Source organism: Roseateles sp. GW821-FHT09B06 (assembly GCF_059418245.1).
Genome location: NZ_JBWKPM010000031.1, coordinates 31,779 through 52,022, shown reverse-complemented (window position 1 = coordinate 52,022; position 20,244 = coordinate 31,779). Strand labels below are relative to the sequence as shown.

Genomic DNA, 20,244 nt, shown 5'->3' with positions numbered 1-20,244 from the left:
GCGCAGGCGCGCGGCGTCCGGTCCCAGCTCGTCGGGCTGGCGCGCATGGAAGTCCCGCAGCGCCGCCAGCACGCGCGCGGCCAGCGCCTCGGCGGCCGGCTCGGCCAGCGCCCAGCTGGCCTCGGCCTCGCGCACCAGCAGGGCCTGCGCGTCCTGCGGCGCGGGCGCCTGCGGCAGACCCTCGGCCAGCGCGAAGCGGCGCAGGTCCAGGCCCAGCGGCGCAGCGGCCAGCAGGGCCTGCAGGCGCTCGGCCGGCGTGGCGCGCTGCAGCGCCGCCAGCTCGGCCAGACGCTCGGGCGTGCGCCGGTAGCGCGTCGGGGCGAAGGGGTCCAGCACCACGCCGCCGGCCAGCGTGCGGCTGGCGGAGGCGTCGCGCAGCACGACGCGGTCGCCGCGCCAGGCCCCGACCGGCTCGCGCAGCAGCAGTTGCACCAGGGCCTGCCCGCCCGGCTGCAGCGGCTCATCGCCCGCCTCGCCGTGCAGGATCGCCACGGTGCCCGGCACCGCGCGCGCGCCCAGGTGCACATGCACCGGCGTGCCCGAGCGCAGGGCCTTGGCTTCGCCCGGCCACAGGCGCAGCCGCGCGTCCAGCCGCTCGGTGGCCAGCGCGACCGCCGGATCGCACAGCCATTGCCCGCGCGCGATCTCGTCCTTGGCCAGACCCGCCAGATTGACGGCGCAGCGCTGGCCGGCGGCGGCCCGCTCGACCACCCGGTTCTGCGCATGCAGGCCGCGCACGCGGGCGCGGCGCCCCCGCGGATCGGGCGTCAGCGCCAGCTCGTCGCCGATGCGGGTGCTGCCGGCATGTAGCGTGCCCGTCACCACGGTGCCCACGCCGTCCAGGCTGAAGGCGCGGTCGATGGCCAGGCGCAGCCCGCGGCCGTCGTCGACCGCCCGCCCCTGCTTGCGGGCCGCGTCGAACAGCAGCTCGCGCAGCGCCTGCAGGCCCTGCCCCGTGGGCGCGCTGACCTCCAGCAGCGGCGCCTCGGCCAGCGTGCTGCCGGCCAGCAGGGCGGCGATCTCGCCGCGCAGGGCGTTGACGCGCGCGGGTTCGACGCGGTCGCATTTGGTGATCAGCACCGCGCCGCGCCGCAGCCCCAGCAGGCTCAGCACCGCCAGATGCTCGCGGGTCTGCGGCATCACGCCGTCGTCGGCCGCCACCAGCAGCAGCGCATAGTCGATGCCGGTGGCGCCGGCCAGCATGGTGTGCACCAGGCGCTCGTGGCCCGGCACGTCGATGAAGCCGATGCGCTCGCCACCGTCCGGCATGTCCAGGAAGGCATAGCCCAGCTCGATGCTGATGCCGCGCTTCTTCTCTTCCGGCAGGCGGTCGGTATCCACGCCGGTGAGAGCCCTCACCAGGGTGGTCTTGCCATGGTCGATATGACCGGCGGTACCGACGATCATCTGCTGCCTTTCAGCCCAGCACGCAGCGGTGGGTCACACTTCCTTGGCCGTGATGTTGTACTTGAAGCTGTCCGGCGCCAGCTCGTCGAAGCGGCCGCTCCGGTTCTCGCCCTGCGGATACATCAGGAAGGGCAAGGAGGCCTTGCCGGCGCTGCCGGGCAGCATCAGGTCGTGGGCGGTGTTGTAGCCCACCCAGTTGCCCTCCCAGCCGCCGAACAGGCCCTTGTTGACCGGGGCCACCAGCGGATGGGCCGGGTCCTTGATCCATTCCTGGGTTTCCTGGCGCATCACCTTCAGCACATCGGCCGGGTCCATCGCCACCCAGCCGTATGCCTTCAGGAAGACCTCGGCGCGGCAATGCTGGGCGCCCTTCAGGCCGGCGGGATTGGCGCCCAGCTCGCGGTAGCCGAAGGCCGAGGGCACCAGGCGCAGGCCGTAGACATCGCGCGCCGGCACGCCCACCGAGCGGCACAGGCCGACGAAGATCGCGTTCAGGTCGGCGCATTTGCCGCCCAGATTGCCGGTTTCCAGCATCGTGCGCACATCGCCGGTGCCGCAGCCGCGCACCTTGGGTTCGCGGTGCGCGTTGGCCACCAGCCATTGGTAGATCGCGCGCGTCTTCTCGACATCGGTCTTGGCGCCCTGGGTAGCGGCCAAGGCCGTCTTGCGCACGATGCCGTCGGTCGGGATCAGCTCGGTGGGCGCCAGATTGGCGCGCAGCACCTCGGGGTCCTCGCTGGCCCGGCCGGGCTGGCTCCAGTCGACCGCGCGGCTCTTGGTCTGCAGGCGGCTGACCAGTTGCAGGGCCGGCGTCTTCACCGACTCCGGGAACTCGGCATAGAGCATGCGGGCGCCGCGCGGCGCATCGGCCACCAGCCGCATGGTGGTGGCATTGCCGCTCCAGCTGTGGCCCAGGCCGCGTTGGTAGTCGGTCTCGATGTCGGGCAGGGGCAGCCAGAGCTTGGTCGTGCCCTGGTGGTCGGCCACCGCGATATCCAGGGTCATCTCGAAGCTGCGCCAGGCGCCGGGCTGGGGTTCGAAGCTGCGCGTGGCCTGGGCCAGGCCCGGCAACAGGGTGGTACCGGCGGCGGTGGCCGCGGCGGCCCGGATCAGTTGGCGGCGGGACAGCAGGTTCATGATGGGGTCTCCTCGGGGTCAGGCTAGCAGGGGCGCCACCCACCGGTCGGCCTCGGGGCCGGTCCAGTCGAGTTCGCCGATGATGGAAAAGGCGGCGCGGCCGTCACGGCCGATCAGCACGCTGCTCGGAAAGATGCGCACCCCGAAGGCGCGCGTGATGGCGCCATCCGCGTCGCGCAGGATGGGCAGGGTGATCGGCATGGTCTGCATGAAGCGCCGGATCGCCGCATCGGTCTCGCGGTTGTTGACCGCCTGCACGGTCAGGCCGCGCGCTTCGTACTTCTGCGCCAGCAGTTCCAGCGAGGGCATCTCGCTGCGGCAGGGCTCGCACCAGCTGGCCCAGAAGTTCAGCAGCACGACCTTGCCGCGCGCCCCGGCCAGCGAGAAGCCGGGGCCGTCGAAGCCCGGCAGGGCCAGCGGTGGCGTGGGCTGGTTCTTCGGCCAGGGCCGGTGCAGGGCCTCGGCCCGCGCCGGCAGGCCGGCGGTGGCGGTGGCTGCGGCGGCCAGGGCAAGCAGATGGCGGCGCTTCATGTCAGCAGGTTCTCGGACAAAGCAGGCAATTGTCGCAGCAGGTCCGCATCCTTTTCCAGGCAGCGCAGATCCAGCCAGAGCCTATCCTCGGCAATGCGGCCGATCACCGGCAGCGGCAGGCCGCGCAGGGCCGCGGCGAGGCCTTCCAGCGCCGACCCCAGGCCCTTCCTGCCCGGGCCCGCGGGCGCGATCGCCAGGCCCGCCGAGGGCAGGCGTTCGACCGGCAGGGAACCGGACCCGATCTGGCCCAGCATCGGCGCCACCTGCACCATGTAGCGCGGCGCCACGGCGCGCGCCAGGGCCGGCGCCAGGCGCGCGGCCTGCGCCTCGATCTCGGCCAGGGGCCGGGTCAGCAGGCGCAGGGTCGGCAGGTCGCGGGTCAGATGCTCGGGCCGCAGATACAGGCGCAAGGTGGCCTCCAGCGCGGCCAGCGGCAGCTTGCTCATGCGCAGCGCACGCTTCATCGGGAACTTGCGGATGCGCTGGATGAATTCCTTGCGGCCGACGATCAGCCCGGCCTGCGGACCGCCCAGCAGCTTGTCGCCGCTGAAGCTCACGACATCGCAGCCGGCGGCCAGCATCTGCTGCGGCATCGGCTCCCTGGGCAGGCCCCATTGCGACAGATCGACCAGCGCCCCGCTGCCCAGGTCGCTCACCAGCGGCAGGCCATGGGCATGGGCGATCGGCGCCAGCGTGGCCTCGTCCACCGCGGCGGTGAAGCCCTGGACCTGGTAGTTGCTGGTGTGCACCTTCATCAGCAGCGCGGTGCGCGGCGTGATCGCGCCCTCGTAGTCGCGCGCATGGGTGCGGTTGGTCGTGCCCACCTCGACCAGGGTGGCGCCGGCGCTGGCCATCACGTCGGGCATGCGGAAGGCGCCGCCGATCTCGACCAGCTCGCCGCGCGAGACGATCACTTCCCTGCCCCGGGCCAGCGCCGCGATGGACAGCAGCACCGCGGCGGCATTGTTGTTGACCACCGTCGCCGCCTCGGCGCCGGTCAGCTCGCACAGCAGGCCCTCGACCAGATCGTCGCGGTCGCCGCGCCCGCCCGAGGCCAGCTCGTACTCCAGATTGTTCGGCCCGGCCATCAGCGCCAGCAGCGGCTGCAGCGCCGCATCGGCCAGCAGCGCGCGGCCCAGGTTGGTGTGGATCACGGTGCCGGTCAGGTTCAGCACCGCGCGCATGCGGCTTTGCAGCCGCGTCTCCAGGCGCCGGCCCAGCGCGGCCTCCAGCGCGGCCGGCTGCAGCGCGTCCAGGGTCAGCTCCTGCGCCAGCGCGCGGGCGCGCAGCGCCTCCAGCAGCGCGCGCGCCTCGGCGGCCACCAGGCTGTGGCCATGTTCCTGCAGCAGCGCGGCCACCGCGGGCAGGCGCAGCAGCTTGTCGATCGAGGGCAGGTCCTTGGGTGCCGCCTTCGTGCCGTGAACCACGGACTCTTCGGGCGCCGCCATCAGGATCTCCCGCCGGGATCGGGCGGCGCCGCGGCGGAGTCCGGATCGCCGAACAGCAGCAGCAGGTTGACGCCATGGCGCTGCAGGCCGGTCTCGGCCACCAGCAGGTCCAGGGTCAGCGAGGCCAGGTCATCGGCGATCGGCTCGACCTGCTGGTCCTTCTCCATGTGGACGATCTTCAGGTAATGGCCACAGGATTCGCAGCATTCCACCTGCACCGCGGCCGCATCGGCCTGGCCCTGCCCCTCCAAGTCCTGCAGGTCCTGCAGGGCCTGGAAGCTGATGCCCTTGGTGCTCTGGCAATGCGTGCACTTGATGCGCACGTAATGCCACTGGGCCGCGCAGAGGCTGCAGGCCAGATAGCGGAAGCCCGAGCCCTCGGCGCCGATGCGGGTGATGCTGGCGGTCGGGCGCGAGCCGCAGCAGGGGCAGACCAGCGGATCATCGATACGACCGAACGGTGCCAGCGGGTCGCTGCCATGGCGCGCCTGCACCTGGGCGATCAGCCGCGCCCAGTGCAGTTGCAGCGCGGCGGCGATCAGCGGCGCGCTGCCCAGGTCCAGGCCCAGCATCACGCCGGACAGCAGGCGCTCGGCCTGGGCTTCCAGATGCGCGTCGTCGGCCGCGGCCAGGCGCAGCGCGGTCGCGAGCGCCGGCCCCTCGGCCACGCGCGCCGCCAGGCCCCGCATCAGCGCGCGCAGGCCCTCGCGCCAGGCCGGCTCGCGCGGCCAGCCGCGCGCGTCCAGCAGCGGCAGGCCGGCATTCGCGGCGGCCTCGATCTGCCCGGGCGTGGGCAGGAGCAGCTCGACCGGCCGCTGCATCAACTCGTGCTGGCCGCGCGCCAGTTCGGCACAGAACAGCAGGAAGTCGCGCATCGCATGGCCGGCGGCCAGCTGGCGCAGGCGCAGCTCGCGTTCGGCAAAAACGCCCGGCTCGGGCAGGCGCAGCAACGCGACCTGCTCGCCGGCACGCACGGCGATCTCTTCGGGGGACAGCAGCTTGGCGCTGGCACTGACAGTCATCGGCTCTCCGTCGGGCGCTGCGCGCTCATCTCATCGGCCCACAGCGGGTGGTGCTGGCGTGCCCAGGCCTCGCTGACCGTTCCCTGGGTCATCGCATGCACCGAACCCCTGACCCAGATGGCCGCGTAGATATGGACGATGGCCCCCAGTATCAGGCAGACGGCCGCCAGCGCATGCACGAGCACGGCGATGCGCCGCGCCAGGATCGGGAAGGCGTCGGCAAACCAGGGCTGCCAGAACATGACGCCGGTGACCAGCAGCAGCAGCAGGCAGACGGCCATCAGCCAGAACACGCCCTTCTGACCGGCGTTGTACTTGGCCGCAGGCGGCATCGCATGCTCGTCGCCCCTCAGCAGCGTGGGGCTGCGGCGCGCCCATTCGGTGTCGGCCCGGCTCCACAGATTGCTGCGCCAGAAGCGCAGGAACATGCCGAAGAAGCCCAGGAACATCGCCACGCCCAGGAAGGGGTGCAGGATGCGGGTCCAGGGGCCGCCGCCGAACAGCGCGCTGAGGAAGTAGAAGGCCGGGTGGAAGAAGGCCAGGCCCGAGAGCCCGGCCAGGACGAAGAGCAGCGCGACGATCCAGTGGTTGATCCGGTCGCCGTCCTTGTAGCGTTGCAGCATTCTCATCATGGACTCCTTAGGCCTCGTCCTTGGTGCCGCCTTCGGTGCGGATCGGTCCCACCTTGATGTAGTGGAAGAAGCCCGCCACCACCGCGCCCAGCATCGCCGCCACCGCCAGCGGCTTGGCGATGCCCTTCCACAGCGCCACCAGCGGGCTGATCCTCGGATCGGCGGGCAGGCCATGGTAGAGCTCGGGCCGGTCGGCATGCTGCAGCACATAGACCACATGGGTGCCGCCGACGCCCGGCGGGTCGTAGACCCCCGCCTTCTGGTAGCCGCGCTCCTTCAGGTCGACGACGCGCTCGGCGCCGTAGTCCAGCATGTCCTCCTTGGAGCCGAAGCGGATCGCGCCGGTGGGGCAGGCCTTGACGCAGGCCGGTTCCAGGCCGACGCCGACGCGGTCGGAACAGAGCGAGCATTTGTAGGCCTTGTTGTCGGCCTTGGAGATGCGCGGCACGTCGAAGGGGCAGCCGGTCACGCAGTTGCCGCAGCCCACGCAATGCTCGGAGATGAAGTCGACGATGCCGTTCGTGTACTTCACGATGGCGCCGGGCGCCGGACAGCTTTTCAGGCAGCCCGGATCCTCGCAGTGCATGCAGCCGTCCTTGCGGATCAGCCACTCGAGCCGGTTGGGTTCCGGCTCGATCTCCGAGTAGCGCATCACGGTCCACGATTGCGGGCTGAGATCGCGCGGATTGTCGTAGGTGCCGGCATTGCTGCCGACCTCGTCGCGCAGTTCGTTCCACTGCATGCAGGCCACCTGGCAGGCCTTGCAGCCGATGCAGGAACTGACGTCGATCAGCTTGGCGACCTCGACATTGGAATGCCGGACCTGCGGGCTGGGGGTCGTGGTGGCGGAACGCAGCGCGATGTCAAGGGATTGAAGGGAGGACATGGTCAGGCCTTTTCAATGTTGACGGTGAAGCTCTTGAACTCCGGCGTCTGGGTGTTCGCGTCGCCGACGAAGGGGGTCAGCGTGTTGACCAGATAGCCGGGCTTGGCCACCCCGACAAAGCCCCAGTGGTTGGGCAGGCCCACCGTGTGCACCTTCTTGCCGTCCACATCCAGCACCGGAATGCGCTTGGTCACCACGGCCACGGCCTTGATGAAGCCGCGCTTGGAGCTGACCTTGACCCAGCCGCCATTGGCGATGCCCTTCTCCTTGGCCAGTTCCTCGCCGATCTCGACGAACTGCTGCGGCTGGATGATGGCCGAGGTCTCCACGTTCTTGGTCCAGTAGTGGAAATGCTCGGTCAGGCGGTAGCTGGTCGCCACATAAGGGAAGTCCTGCGGCGTGCCGAAGGTCTCCAGATCGGACTTGAACACCCGGGCCGCGGGGTTGGCGCGCGCCTTGGGGTTGTTCGGATGCATCGGGTTGGCGGCCAGCGGCGACTCGAGCGGCTCGTAATGCTCGGGCAGCGGCCCGTCCACCAGGCCGCTGGGCGCGAACAGGCGCGCCACCCCCTCGGCGGTCATGATGAAGGGGCGCACCGCTTCCTCGTCGCCGGGGTTCGCATCGGGCCGGATATCCGGCACGTCCGCGCCGGCCCAGCGCTCGCCGTTCCAGGCCATCAGCCGGCGCTTGGCGTTCCAGGGCTTGCCGGTCGGGTCCGACGAGGCCGCGTTGTAGAGCACGCGGCGGTTCGCCGGCCAGGCCCAGGCCCAGCTGAGGGTCTGGCCGATGCCGAAGGGATCGCTGTTGTCGCGCCGCGCCATCTGGTTGCCGGCCTGGGTCCAGCTGCCGGCATAGATCCAGCAGCCGCAGGCGGTTGAGCCGTCGTCGCGCAGCAGGCCGAAGCCGGACAACTGCTCGCCGGCCTTGGCCAGCACCTTGCTGGCGTCCTTCGGGTCGGTCACGTCGGCCAGGGCCTTGCCGTTCGATTCCATCGCCAGTTCCTCGGCCGAGGGGCTGTGCGGAATCTTGTAGGGCCAGGTCAGGTTGACGATCGGATCGGGGAAGGCCCCGCCCTCCTTCGCATAGGCGGCCTTCATGCGCAGGAAGATCTCCGCGATGATCTCGGCGTCGCCCTTGGCCTCGCCCGGGGGCTCGGCGCCCTTCCAATGCCATTGCAGCCAGCGGCCGGAATTGGTCAGCGAACCGTCCTCCTCGGCAAAGCAGGTGCTGGGGAAGCGGAACACCGTGGTCTGGATCTCCTCGCTCTTGACATCGTTGTGCTCGCCGAAGTTGCGCCAGAACTCGGCGGTCTCGGTGTTGAGCGGATCGATGATGACCAGGAACTTGAGCTTGGACAGCCCCGCGATGACCTTCTTCTTGTTCGGGAAGGAGCCCACCGGATTGAAGCCCTGGCAGATGTAGCCGTTCATCTTGCCCTGGTTCATCAGCTCGAAGGCCTGCAGCACGTCGTAGCCCTTGTCCCACTTCGGCAGGTAGTGGTAGGCCCAGTCGTTCTCCTTGGTCGCGGCCTTGCCCCACCAGGACTTCTGGAAGCTGACGAAGAACTTCGGATAGTTCTGCCAGAAACTCATCTGGCCCGGCCGTAGCGGCTTCAGGGCGCGGGTCTTGTAATAGGTCTCGAGGTCCTGCTCGGCGTCGCGTGGCAGGCTCATATAGCCGGTCAGCGAGGTGGAGAGCAGGCCCAGGTCGGTCAGGCCCTGGATGTTGCTGTGGCCGCGCAGCGCGTTCATGCCGCCGCCGGGCAGGCCGATATTGCCCAGCAGCAGCTGCACGATGGCGCCGGTGCGTATCATCTGCGAGCCCTGGCTGTGCTGCGTCCAGCCCAGTGCGTACATGATGGTCATCACCTTGCCGGGCGCCGAGGTCTCGGCAATCATCTCGCAGCACTTCAGGAACTTGTCTTTCGGCGTGCCGGTGACCCGGCTGACCATCTCGGGTGTGTAGCGCGCGTAGTGCCGCTTCATCACCTGCAGCACGCAGCGCTCGTGCTGCAGGCTCGGATCGATCTTGGCGAAGCCCTTGTCGTCGAGCTCGTAGCCCCAGCTGGCGTTGTTGTAGGCGCGCTTGCTCTCGTCGTAGCCCGAGAACAGGCCATCCTCGAACTTGTAGCCCTCGTTGATGATGAAGCCGGCGTTGGTGTAATGCTTGACGTACTCCTGCTGGATCTTGTTGTTGGACAGCAGGTAGTTGATCACCCCGGCCAGGAAGGCGATGTCCGAGCCCGCGCGGATCGGCGCGTAGTAGTCGCTCATCGCGGCCGAGCGCGTGAAGCGCGGATCCACGACCAGCAGCCTGGCCTTGTTCTTATGCTTGGCCTCGATCACCCACTTGAAACCGCAGGGGTGCGCCTCGGCGGCATTGCCGCCCATGATCATCACCAGATCGGCGTTCTTGATGTCAACCCAGTGGTTGGTCATCGCGCCGCGTCCGAACGTCGGGGCCAGACTGGCCACCGTCGGTCCGTGTCAAACGCGCGCCTGGTTGTCGAAGACCAGCATCCCCATCGAGCGCATCGCCTTGTGGGTGATGTAGCCCGATTCATTGGAGGATGCCGAGGCACAGAGCATGCCCGTCGAGAGCCAGCGGTTGACGGTCTTGCCGTCGGCGTTCTGGGCGATGAAGTTGGCATCGCGATCGGCCTTCATCAGCTTGGCGAGGCGGTCCATCGCCTCGTCCCAGCTGACGCGCTTCCATTCCTTGGCGCCGGGCTCGCGGATCTCGGGCCACTTCAGCCGGTTCGAGCTCCTGACGAAGTCCAGCAGTCCGGCCCCCTTCGGGCACAGCGTGCCGCGATTGACCGGATGGTCGGGATCGCCTTCGATGTGGATGATCTCGCTGCTGACGTTCTTGGACTTGTCGCCCAGCGAATACATGATGATGCCGCAGCCCACCGAGCAGTAGGGGCAGGTGTTGCGTGTCTCGGTCGCGCGGGCGAGCTTGAAGTTGCGCGCCTCGGCCAGGGCGGCCATCGGCGAGAAACCCAGGACGGCCAGACTCGATCCCACGAGCCCCGCCCCGCTCACCCGGAAGAACTGCCTCCGGTTCATGTCCATTCCTTTTGCCTCCTGCGGTTCTCGTCCGCACAGTCTGCACAGGCCGTCACGCGACACTCGGGACGATTCCCGCACAAAGCAGGGGCTTTGTCCATCGGGAAGGGCCGCAGACAGATTGACGCGGGTCAGCGACAATTTGTCGCAGTGCCAGGTCTTGCCAGGTGTTGCAATGCAGCATTCCGGGCCCGGGCCGGCCGCGCTACAGTGAGGCGCCCATGAACGCCAAGCTGCCCTCCCTCGCGAGCGCCATCGACTGGCCCAACAATGCCGTGCTGGTCGTCGATGACGAAGCCGGCATGCGCAACTTCCTGACCAAGACCCTGGCCCCGCGCTGCGGCCAGGTGCTGGCCGCCGAGAGCGCCGAGGCCGGCGAGGCCCTGGTGGCGCGGCAGCGCTTCGACCTGATCATTCTGGACATCAGCCTGCCCGGCAAGCCGGGGCTGGCCTGGCTGCGCGAACTGCGCGAGCAGGGCAACAGCTGCGAGGTGATCCTGATCACGGCCTTCGCCGATCTGGACACCGCGATCGAGGCCCTGCGCATCGGCGCCTCGGACTTCATCCTCAAGCCCTTTCGCGTCACCCAGCTGCTCAACGCCGTCAAGCACAGTCTCGAGCGGGCCCGGCTGGCGCGCGAGAACTTCGTGCTGCGCCGCACGCTGGCGCAGCAGGGCGTGGCGGCCAGCGGCCTGATCGGCAACTCCGCCCAGATGCAGGCGCTGCGCCAGAGCCTGGCGCGCGCCGCGCCGGTCGACAGCACGGTGCTGCTGTCGGGCGAATCCGGCACCGGCAAGGAGCTGGCCGCGCTGGCCCTGCACCGCGGCAGCGCCCGTGCGCGCGGCCCTTTCGTGCCGGTCAGCTGCGCGCTGATGTCGCCCGAGACCGTCGAGGCCGAGCTGTTCGGCCATGCCACCGCCGAGGGCGGCGCGCGCGACGGCCTGCTCTACTACGCCCAGGGCGGCACCCTGTTCCTGGACGAGGTGGCCGAGCTGCCGCCGGCCGCCCAGGGCAAGCTGCTGCGCCTGCTGGAGGAGCGCCGCATCCGTCCGGTGGGCAGCGAGCAGCAGATCGCGCTGGACCTGCGCATCATCGCGGCCAGCAACCGCGACCTCGGCGCCGAGGTGGCCGCCGGACGGCTGCGCAAGGACCTCTACTACCGGCTGCAGGTGGTCGAGCTGCACCTGCCGCCGCTGCGCGAGCACAAGCAGGACATCCCCGGCCTGGTGGCGCATTTCATCGCCGAGCTGGCGCCGCGCCTGGGCCTGGAGCCGATCGCGCCGAGCCCGCAGGAGCTGGACTATCTGCAGCAGTACGACTGGCCGGGCAATGTGCGCGAGCTGCGCAACCTGGTCGAGCGCTCGCTGATCCTCGGCTCGCTGAACCTCTCGGCCCTCTACCCTTCGATGCCGCCCGCGGCGGAGCCGGCGCCCGCGCCGACCACCGATCTGCACACGCTGGAGCGCCGGCATATCCTGGCCGTGCTGAACTCGGTGCAGGGCGACAAGGCCCGGGCCGCCCGCCTGCTGGGCATCTCCAAGCGCACGCTGGAGCGGCGCTTCGCCGAGTGGAACCTGCAGTCCTGAGCCGCCGATGCGCTGGCAAGCCCTGAGCCTGCGCAGCAAGCTGCTGCTGCTCGCCCTGCTGCCGCTGTGGGCGGTGCTGCCGCTGCTGGGCCTGATCCTGCTCTACTGGGGCGACGCGGCCTTCGATCGCCTGCTGATCACCAAGGTGCGCAGCGACCTGGCGGTGGCCAACGGCTATTTCGAGCGCGTCCATGCCGAAGTGGGCGGCGGCACGCGCGCCGCCGCCGGCGCCTATCCGCTGGTGCACATGCTGGAGAGCGGCCGCAGCGACGGCCTGCCGGCCTTCCTGGCCCAGGCGCGGCGCGAGCATGGGCTGGAGTTCCTGAACCTGCTGGGGCCCGACGGAGAGCTGCGCGCCAGCGAGCGCGGCGAGCTGCACGACGGCCCCCGCCTGCCCCTGCTGGTGGCCGACACCTCGGGCGCGCAGGCCTCGGTGGCGGTGCTGGAGCGGGCGCAGTTCGAGCGCATCGCGCCGGCCCTGCTGGACCGACTCTCGATCCCGCTGCTACCGACCCAGAACGCCGCGCCCACCGAGATGCGCAGCGAGGAACGCGCGATGGTGATGATCGCGCGCGCCCCGATCCAGGACGGCCGGGGCCGCCTGCTGGGCCATCTGCAGGGCGGCGTGCTGCTGAACCGCAACCTGCCCTTCATCGACCACCTCAACGAGATCGTCTACCCCGACGGCGCGCTGCCGGCCGGCAGCCAGGGCACCGCCACGCTGTTCCTGGGCGATGTGCGCATCTCGACGAACGTGCGCCTGTTCGAGCGCGCGCACGGCGAGCGCGCGCCCGCCCGAGCCATCGGCACGCGCGTCTCCCAGCAGGTGCGCGACGAGGTGCTGGGCCGCGGCGGCACCTGGCTGGCCAGCGCCTTCGTCGTCAACGACTGGTATGTCTCGGCCTACCAGCCGCTGATGGACAAGAGCGGTGCGCGCGTCGGCATGCTCTATGTCGGCTTCCTGGAGCGGCCCTTCCGATGGGCCAAGTACAGCGTGCTGGCCGGCGTGGCCTTCGTCTTCCTGACCGTGATGCTGCTGGCGGCCTGGGTCTCGCTGCGCTGGGCCGGCAGCATCTTCCGCCCGGTGGAACGGATGACGCGCACGATGGCGCGGGTCGAGGCCGGCGAAGGCACGGCGCGGGTCGGGCCGCTGCCGGCGCGCGACGAACTGGGCGCGCTGGCCGGGCACCTGGACCATCTGCTGGACACGGTGGACGACAAGACCCGCGCGCTGCGGCGCTGGGGCGAGGAGTTGGACCGCAAGGTGGCCGAGCGCAGCGCCGAGCTGGAGGCGGCCCAGACCCGGCTGGTGCAGAGCGAGAAGATGGCGACGGTGGGCCAGCTGACCGCCAGCATCGCGCACGAGATCAACAACCCGATCGCGGTGATCCAGGGCAATCTGGACCTGACGCGCGAGCTGCTGGGCCCGGCCATCGAGCCGGCGCGCGCCGAGATCCGCCTGATCGACCAGCAGATCGAGCGCATGCGCCTGATCGTCACCCAGCTGCTGCAGTACGCGCGGCCGACCGAATATGCCGGCTATGTCGAGCCGGTCGATCCGGCCGAGGCGCTGGCCAGCAGCCTGCTGCTGGTCGAGCACCAGCTGGCGCGCGCGCATATCCTCGTGCGGCGCGACTGCCGTGCGACGCGCCGGGTCGGCATCAACCGCCAGGAGCTGCAGCAGGTGCTGATCAACCTGCTGGTCAACGCCGCCCAGGCCATGCCGGACGGCGGTCGCCTGAGCCTGACGACCGAGGACTGGGACGGCGCCGCCGGCGAGGGCGTGCGCATCGCGGTGGCCGACACCGGCCCGGGCCTGAGCCCCGAGTTGCTGGCACGGCTGTTCCAGCCCTTCGTCACCAGCAAGAGCGAGGGCACCGGCCTGGGGCTGTGGATCAGCCGCAGCATCGTCGAGCGCTACGGCGGCGAACTGCGCGCCGAGAGCGCGCCCGGCGGCGCCTGCTTCAGCCTGCTGCTGCTCCGCGAACCGGGCTAGGTGTTCTTCGAGATCGAGATGCTCGGGAACTTGGCCGAGTAGTCCTTGGCCTGCTGGGCGATCTTCACCGCCACGCGGCGCGCCAGGGCCTTGTACAGGCCGGCGATCTCGCTGTCCGGCGCGGCCACCACCGTGGGACGGCCGGCATCGGCCTGCTCGCGGATCGCCAGCGCCAGCGGCAGGCCACCCAGGTAGTCGATGCCGTACTGCGCCGCCATCTTCTTGCCGCCGTCGGCGCCGAAGATATGTTCGGCATGGCCGCAGTTCGTGCAGATGTGCACCGCCATGTTCTCGACCAGGCCGAGGATGGGCACGCCCACCTTCTCGAACATCTTCAGGCCCTTCTTGGCATCGATCAGCGCGATGTCCTGCGGCGTCGTGACGATCACAGCGCCGGTCACCGGCACGCGCTGGCTCAGGGTCAGCTGGATGTCGCCGGTGCCCGGCGGCATGTCGATCACCAGATAGTCCAGTTCCTGCCAGCGCGTCTGGCGCAAGAGCTGCTCCAGCGCATTGGTGGCCATCGGGCCGCGCCAGATCATCGCCTGGTCGTCGGCCACCAGGAAGCCGATCGAATTGACCTGCACGCCATGCGCCAGCTTGGGCTCCATCAACTGGCCGTCCAGGCTTTCTGGCTGGCCGCTGACGCCCATCATGGTCGGCACGCTGGGGCCGTAGATGTCGGCGTCCAGCAGGCCCACGCGCGCGCCCTCGGCAGCCAGCGCAAGGGCCAGATTGGCGGCCGTGGTGCTCTTGCCCACGCCGCCCTTGCCCGAGGCCACCGCGACGATGTTCTTGACGCCCGGCAGCAGCTGCACGCCGCGCTGCACCGCGTGCGCGATGATCCGGCTCGTCAGGCCCACGCTGACATTGGCCACGCCCGGCACGGCGCGCGCCGCCGCCACCAGGGCCGCGCGCAGCGCGTCGACCTGGCTGGCCGCCGGATAGCCCAGCTCGACCTCGAAGGCCACGTCGCCGCCCGCGCCGACGCGCAGATTCTTCAGCTGCTTCGTCGTGACGAAGTCCTGGCCGGTGTTGGGGTCGACGACGGCCTGCAGGGCCTGCAGCAGCGCGGGTTCCGAAACTTGTTGCGACATGGATGCGATTTTCGAGGGAAGGCGGCGCAGTCTAGCCCAGGCCCGGGAGCCCTGCCCGCCACGGGGTCAGCCCGGGACGCCGGCGTCCTGCGCCGACGCCTCCGGCAGCCCGCCGAGCGCGCCCGTCAGCTCGGCGCGCAGGCGCGGCAGCGAAGCGGGATGCTCGCGGTGGATGAATTCGATCAGGCGCTCGCGCAGCAGGCAGCGCAGGTCGAAGGCCTTGCCGGAATCGGTGGCACTGACCAGGATGCGCAGCTGCTTGCCGCGCTCGCTGGCCTCGGTGACCTGCACCACGCAGACCCGCTGGTCCCAGTCGGCCGAGCCCTCGCACAGGCGCCGGGCCTCGGCGCGGATCGGCTCCACCGGCAGTCCGTAGTCCACCCACAGCATCACGGTGCCCAGGATGTCAGCGCTGCGACGCGTCCAGTTCTGGAAAGGATGCTCGATGAACCATTGCAGCGGGATGATCAGGCGGCGCTCGTCCCAGATCTTCAGCACCACGTAGGTGGCGGTGATCTCCTCGACGCGCCCCCATTCGCCCTCGATGATCAGCACGTCGTCGATGCGGATCGGCTGGGCCAGTGCAATCTGCAGGCCCGCCAGCAGATTGCTGAACACCGAGCGCGCCGCGATGCCGACCACCAGGCCTGCCACACCGGCCGAGGCCAGCAGGCTGGCACCCAGCTGGCGCGCCCGCGGGAAGGTCATCAGGATGAAGGCCAGACCGGCGATCAGCACCGTGGCGGAGACGGTACGGGCCAGCACGCGGGTCTGGGTCTGCACGCGGCGGGCTTGCAGGTTGTCCGCCACATCGGCCGGGTGCAGCGCGATCAGGCCCTTGGCCACGCCCTTGATGGCCGCCATTGCCGTCCAGGTCAGCGCGGCGATCAGCAGCACGCCGGTCAGGTGCTGCACCATCGCGATGCCGGGCATCTCGGCCGGCACGCCCTGCCAGCCCAGGGTCAGGGCCAGCAACGGCAGCGCAGTGCGGGTAGGCCGGTCGCATTGCCGGACCACCGCGGTCAGCACCGGCGAAAAGCGCGCCAGGCGCAGCACGACCGGGCGCAGCAAGCGCTGCGCGACCAGAGCGCCGACCACCACCGCGGCCGCGATGCCGGCCAGGCGCAGCCACAGATGCCAGGTCAGATTCTCCATCGGCACCAGGGGGCTCAGACTGCCAGCAGCTGCTGCAACGCCTGCTCGATGGCCGGTGCGCTGTTGGGCCGCACCAGCCGCGCCACCTCGCGGCCCCGGTGCAGGAACACCAGGGTCGGCCAGAGCCGCACGCCGAAGGAGCGGCCCAGCGGACGACCCTTGCCATCCTCGATCTTCAGATGGCGCACGCCGGGCTGCGCGGCCAGCGCATGGGCGATCAGGGGCTGGGCCACCTGGCAGAAGCCGCACCAGTCGGTGCCGAACTCCAGCACCAGCGGCTCGGCCAGCGCATCGACCTCGGCGCGGCTTGGCGCGGCGGTGGCATAGGGTTCGTGGGCGGCCATGGGCAAAACTCCTGCAAGACTCCTCTCGGACCTGCCAACCATAGGGCAAATCCGGCGAGGCCACGGCGGGATCGGCAAGCAAATGCAAACCAAAAGCAAAAAAGGCCAGCGACCGTGCGATCACTGACCTTCTTGCTGATTTGGTGGGCCCTGTAGGATTCGAACCTACGACCAACGGATTAAGAGTCCGCTGCTCTACCAACTGAGCTAAGAGCCCTGAATTTTGTACTGCTGCCTACTGCGCCATGTTCGTTTGGTGGGCCCTGAAGGATTCGAACCTTCGACCAACGGATTAAGAGTCCGCTGCTCTACCAACTGAGCTAAGGACCCACGAAACCACATGACTGGTGGGTTGTGCAGGATTCGAACCTGCGACCAACGGATTAAAAGTCCGCTGCTCTACCGACTGAGCTAACAACCCAGATCTTGTTCAGATCATTGCTCTTCAGCAGAGCCTCACATTATAGGAGTTAAAAAACGGTCAACGCAAGGGTCTTTGAAGAAAATCTTTCACCAACTGTGCGGCCGCGGCCATGCCGAAGCTCGCGGTCACCGCCACGCTGGACCCGTAGCCATGGCAGTTGAGGCTGCCATCGCTCTGCCCCTCCAGCTCGCAGCCCGCGTCCTCGGGGCGCAGCACCGGCTCGCGCGAGTAGACGCAGCTCACGCCCATCTTCTCGCCCTGGCGCGGTGCCGCATGGAACTTGCGCAGGCGCTGGCGCAGCGAGGCCAGCAGCGGGTCATGCGTCACCACGCCGAGATCATCCAGCTGCAGCAGATGCGGCGCGCGCTTGCCGCCGGCCGCGCCGACGGTGACGAAGGGCAGACGCTGCGCGCGCGCCCAGGCCGCCAATGCGGCCTTGGCCCGGATCTGGTCGCAGGCGTCGATCAGGCCATCGATCGCGGCGCCGCCCAGCAGGTCCGGCCAGTTCTGCTCGTCGACGAACTCCTCGATGCCGCGCACCGCGCAGCCCGGATGGATGTCGGCGATGCGCCGGCGCAGCGCCTCGGCCTTGGCCATGCCCAGCGTCGCGCCCAGGGCCTGCACCTGGCGGTTGATATTGGACTCGGCCACATGGTCCAGATCGATCAGCGTGAGCTCGGCCACCCCCATGCGCGCCAACGCCTCCACCGCCCAGGAGCCCACGCCGCCCAGCCCCACCACCGCGAAGCGCGCGCCGCGCAGGCGCGCATAGTCGGCGTCGCCGTAGAGGCGCCGCAGGCCGCCGAAGCGGCGCTCCAGATCGGCCTCCCCCATATCAGCCTTCGACATACAAGGCGCCCATGAATTGCCAAGCAGGGGCCGCTGATCCGGCTTTGCCGGGCGGCCGGCCCCGTCCCCTTGAGGGGGCACGCGCAGCGCGTAGGGGGTGGGTCATGCCCGCTCCAGGCGCCAGATCTGGTAGCGCAAGGCCCCGATGGCTCCGGCGACGATCGCGGCCAGCGCGATGAAGCTGCCCAGGCTCAAGGTGGACACGCCCGACAGGCCCTGGCCGATCGTGCAGCCCAGCGCCGCCACGCCGCCCACGCCCATCAACAGCGCGCCCACCACATGGTTGGCCGTGTCCTCGACACCGCGGAAGGCTTCCCAGCGGAAGCTCCGGGTCGCCAGCGCATACAGCGCCGAGCCGACCGCCACGCCCACGGTCGTGACGATGGCCAGGGTCAGCACCTTGCTCTTGTCGCTGAAGAACAGCAGCCAGTCCAGCGTGTTGGCGACCGGCGCGACAAAGCTCAGCGACTCGATGCGCTGGCCGCCTGTGCTGGCGAGGAATACCTCTTCCAGGGTCTCCGGATGCTCGGCCACATGACCCAGCACCCCCGACACCCACCAGACGCCGACGATCACCGCACCGCTGCCCAGACCGCCCAGCAGCACGTCGGCGCTGCGCCCCTCGGTGCGCGCCAGCACCCAGGCCAGCAGGCCGCCGCCCAGCAGCAGGCCGAGGATGAGGGCCAGCTGCGGCTTCGCGATGCCCAGGCTGCCCGTCAGCAGCGACGGCAGGTCCTGCCCGCTGCCCAGCGTGACGGCCACCGCATCGACGCTGGCCACGCGCAGCACCGCGGTGATGCCCTTCAAGGTCGCGAAGGCCGCCAGGCCCATCACCAGAAAGACCACCAGGGACTTCAGATTGCCGGCGCCGATGCGCACCAGGGTCTTGCTGCCGCAACCCGAGGCCAGCACCATGCCGAAGCCGAACATCAGGCCGCCCACCAGGTTGGACAGCCACAACAGGCGCGGCGTCGCGTAGATCGTCTTGCCGGCGTCGATCCAGCCCAGGAAGACCATGGCGTTGAAGCCCAGCATCGCCACCGCGATCGCCAGCACCCACATGCGCATGCGCGCCCAGTCGCCCATATTGACGATGTCGGCGATCGCGCCCATGGTGCAGAAATGGGTGCGCTGGGCCAGCGCGCCGAACAGGCAGGCCAGGGCGAAGCCGGCCCACAGCACCTGCTGGGTCAGGGCGTTGATGTCGATGTCTTGCATGGGACGGATTCTAGGTGGCAGCAAAAGACCCCGGCGCCCCTCGCGAGGAGGGACGGCCGGGGTCGGGTCTTGCGCGGCGGGGGCTGTTGGCGGCTCTGGGTGACGCCGGGCGGGCTTACTTCAGCACGGCCAGGCGCTCCTTGGCGGCCTGCGCCGCCTCGGTGCCGGGGTAGGCCTTCAGCAGGTCTTCCAGCGTCCGGCGCGCGCCCTTCACTTCCTTCAGTTCGATCTGGCAGTTGGCCTGGGCCAGCAGGGCCTCGGCCGCGCGCGGATGCGCGGGATTGCCGGCGACGAAGGCCTTGAAGGTGGCGATCGCTTCCTTGTAGTCGCGCTTGCCATAGAGGGCGTTGCCGAGCCAGAAGCGGACCGAGTCGCCATAGCCGCTGTTCGGGTAGCGGCGCTGGAAGGCGGCCAGCGCGCCGGCGGCCTCGGTGAAGTCGCCGCGCCGCACCGCCGCCATCGCGGCGTCGTACTGGGCCTTCTCCTCCGGCGCGGCCTGGAACTCCTTGCCGTCCAGCACCACCTTCTGCGGCTCCAGCGGGCGCAGGCGCGTCTCCAGCGACTGCGACTGGTCGGACTGGCGGCGCTGGGTCTCCGACAGATCGCGGGCCAGCTGCTCGTTCTGGCCGCGCAGCCGGGCGACCTCGCTGCGCAGGGCCTCGATCTGGGCATTGAGATCCAGCAGGCTGCGGCGCAGCGGAGCCACCTGCTCCTGCAACTGCTCGGCGTCCTTGCGGCGCGCCTCCTCGGTCTGCGTCAGGCGCGTGCGCAGGTCGAGGATCGCCTTGCGGGCCTCGTCATCCTCGAACAGCGCATGGGCCGGCAGGCTGCTGCTCAGCGCAGCGGCCGCCAGGGCCAGCGTCGACAGGCCGGATCGCATGCCCAGTCTCATCTCACTTGTCCTTCAGTTCGACGCGGCGGTTCTTGGCCCAGGCGGCCTCGTCGTGGCCGTCGGCGGCCGGACGCTCCTTGCCGAAGCTGACCGGCTCGACGCGCGCGGCCGGCACGCCCAGCAGCGTCAGCGACTTGGCCACGGCCTCGGCACGCTTCTGGCCCAGGGCCAGGTTGTACTCGCTGCCGCCGCGCTCGTCGGTATGGCCTTCCAGTCGCAGGGCCACCTTGTTGTCCACGCCCATGCGCTTGGCGTGCGCGTCGACCACGTTCTGGTAGTCGGACTTGACGACGAAGCTGTCGAAGTCGAAGTACACGACGCGCAGGCTGGACACGGCCTGGGCGGCCTGGGCCGCCAGGTCGACGGTCTGGACCTTGGACTCGGCGACCGGCGCGCCGCCACCCTGGCCGGGCTGGGTCGTCGGGGTCACCGTGCGGCTCTCGACCGGTGCGGGCTCGTCCAGCTTGGTGGAGCTGCATCCCACCAGGGCGGCAGCGGCCAGGGCGGAAAGCGCCAGCTTGTACATCTTCATTTCTTTCACTCCTCAGGAAA

General features: G+C 69.8%; 17 protein-coding genes and 3 tRNA genes. 2 read left to right on the top strand and 18 right to left on the bottom strand.

The window, feature by feature from the left end:
* The 8 genes from selB to fdnG all read right to left on the bottom strand — a co-directional run.
* The coding region (gene selB, locus AC07OQ_RS20845; RefSeq protein WP_495055062.1) for a selenocysteine-specific translation elongation factor at positions 1-1,407 on the bottom strand (1,407 nt) is incomplete at its 3' end.
* Positions 1,408-1,440: 33 nt separating this feature from the next.
* Positions 1,441-2,544: a transglutaminase-like domain-containing protein gene (locus AC07OQ_RS20840; RefSeq protein ID WP_495055061.1), complete on the bottom strand. Its 1,104-nt coding sequence runs from the start codon at positions 2,542-2,544 to the stop codon at positions 1,441-1,443.
* Positions 2,545-2,562: 18 nt separating this feature from the next.
* A complete protein-coding gene (locus AC07OQ_RS20835; RefSeq protein WP_495055060.1) occupies positions 2,563-3,075 on the bottom strand; it encodes a TlpA family protein disulfide reductase in 513 nt (170 codons plus the stop codon).
* Positions 3,072-4,523, bottom strand: coding sequence for an L-seryl-tRNA(Sec) selenium transferase (selA, locus tag AC07OQ_RS20830; RefSeq protein WP_495055059.1), 1,452 nt, complete (start codon positions 4,521-4,523; stop codon positions 3,072-3,074). Before selA ends, AC07OQ_RS20835 begins: the two co-directional genes overlap by 4 nt.
* A complete protein-coding gene (gene fdhE / locus AC07OQ_RS20825; RefSeq protein WP_495055058.1) occupies positions 4,523-5,545 on the bottom strand; it encodes a formate dehydrogenase accessory protein FdhE in 1,023 nt (340 codons plus the stop codon). Before fdhE ends, selA begins: the two co-directional genes overlap by 1 nt.
* The gene (locus AC07OQ_RS20820) at positions 5,542-6,177 is read right to left on the bottom strand and encodes a formate dehydrogenase subunit gamma (protein WP_495055057.1); all 636 of its coding nucleotides are present in this window, start codon (positions 6,175-6,177) and stop codon (positions 5,542-5,544) included. The genes fdhE and AC07OQ_RS20820 overlap by 4 nt, the downstream gene beginning before the upstream one ends.
* A gap of 7 nt (positions 6,178-6,184) precedes the next feature.
* Positions 6,185-7,063 (bottom strand): formate dehydrogenase subunit beta, encoded by an 879-nt coding sequence (gene fdxH / locus AC07OQ_RS20815; RefSeq protein WP_495055056.1) that lies wholly within the window; start codon positions 7,061-7,063, stop codon positions 6,185-6,187.
* A 2-nt stretch (positions 7,064-7,065) separates the two neighbouring features.
* Positions 7,066-10,137 carry a formate dehydrogenase-N subunit alpha gene (gene fdnG, locus AC07OQ_RS20810; RefSeq protein ID WP_495055055.1) on the bottom strand — a complete coding sequence of 1,024 codons (3,072 nt, stop codon included), beginning with the start codon at positions 10,135-10,137 and terminating at the stop codon, positions 7,066-7,068.
* 215 nt (positions 10,138-10,352) lie between these two features.
* Between fdnG and AC07OQ_RS20805 the strand changes: the two genes are divergently transcribed.
* Together AC07OQ_RS20805 and AC07OQ_RS20800 are read left to right on the top strand one after the other, a co-directional pair.
* Positions 10,353-11,717: a sigma-54-dependent transcriptional regulator gene (locus AC07OQ_RS20805; RefSeq protein ID WP_495055054.1), complete on the top strand. Its 1,365-nt coding sequence runs from the start codon at positions 10,353-10,355 to the stop codon at positions 11,715-11,717.
* Between the two features lie 7 nt (positions 11,718-11,724).
* Positions 11,725-13,713, top strand: a complete 1,989-nt coding sequence (locus AC07OQ_RS20800; protein WP_495055053.1) for a sensor histidine kinase — start codon at positions 11,725-11,727, stop codon at positions 13,711-13,713.
* Here the strand turns inward: AC07OQ_RS20800 and apbC are convergent.
* From apbC to pal, 10 genes are all read right to left on the bottom strand, one after another.
* Positions 13,710-14,810 (bottom strand): iron-sulfur cluster carrier protein ApbC, encoded by a 1,101-nt coding sequence (gene apbC / locus AC07OQ_RS20795; RefSeq protein ID WP_495055052.1) that lies wholly within the window; start codon positions 14,808-14,810, stop codon positions 13,710-13,712. The two genes, AC07OQ_RS20800 and apbC, sit on opposite strands and share 4 nt — an antisense overlap.
* Before the next feature lie 66 nt (positions 14,811-14,876).
* Complete coding sequence (locus tag AC07OQ_RS20790) at positions 14,877-15,965, bottom strand: mechanosensitive ion channel family protein (protein ID WP_495055051.1); 1,089 nt, start codon at positions 15,963-15,965, stop codon at positions 14,877-14,879.
* A gap of 14 nt (positions 15,966-15,979) precedes the next feature.
* Positions 15,980-16,309, bottom strand: coding sequence for a thioredoxin family protein (locus AC07OQ_RS20785; protein ID WP_495055050.1), 330 nt, complete (start codon positions 16,307-16,309; stop codon positions 15,980-15,982).
* Positions 16,310-16,450: 141 nt separating this feature from the next.
* Positions 16,451-16,526: transfer RNA gene (locus AC07OQ_RS20780), tRNA-Lys, on the bottom strand.
* Between the two features lie 37 nt (positions 16,527-16,563).
* Positions 16,564-16,639 (bottom strand) — tRNA-Lys (locus AC07OQ_RS20775).
* A gap of 15 nt (positions 16,640-16,654) precedes the next feature.
* Positions 16,655-16,730, bottom strand: a tRNA-Lys gene (locus tag AC07OQ_RS20770).
* A gap of 60 nt (positions 16,731-16,790) precedes the next feature.
* A complete protein-coding gene (locus AC07OQ_RS20765; protein WP_495055049.1) occupies positions 16,791-17,582 on the bottom strand; it encodes a tRNA threonylcarbamoyladenosine dehydratase in 792 nt (263 codons plus the stop codon).
* A gap of 102 nt (positions 17,583-17,684) precedes the next feature.
* Positions 17,685-18,800, bottom strand: a complete 1,116-nt coding sequence (locus AC07OQ_RS20760; protein WP_495055048.1) for a YeeE/YedE family protein — start codon at positions 18,798-18,800, stop codon at positions 17,685-17,687.
* A gap of 115 nt (positions 18,801-18,915) precedes the next feature.
* Positions 18,916-19,680, bottom strand: a complete 765-nt coding sequence (gene ybgF / locus AC07OQ_RS20755) for a tol-pal system protein YbgF (RefSeq protein WP_495055047.1) — start codon at positions 19,678-19,680, stop codon at positions 18,916-18,918.
* Positions 19,681-19,693: 13 nt separating this feature from the next.
* Positions 19,694-20,224, bottom strand: coding sequence for a peptidoglycan-associated lipoprotein Pal (gene pal, locus AC07OQ_RS20750; RefSeq protein ID WP_495055046.1), 531 nt, complete (start codon positions 20,222-20,224; stop codon positions 19,694-19,696).
* Positions 20,225-20,244 lie beyond the last annotated feature (20 nt).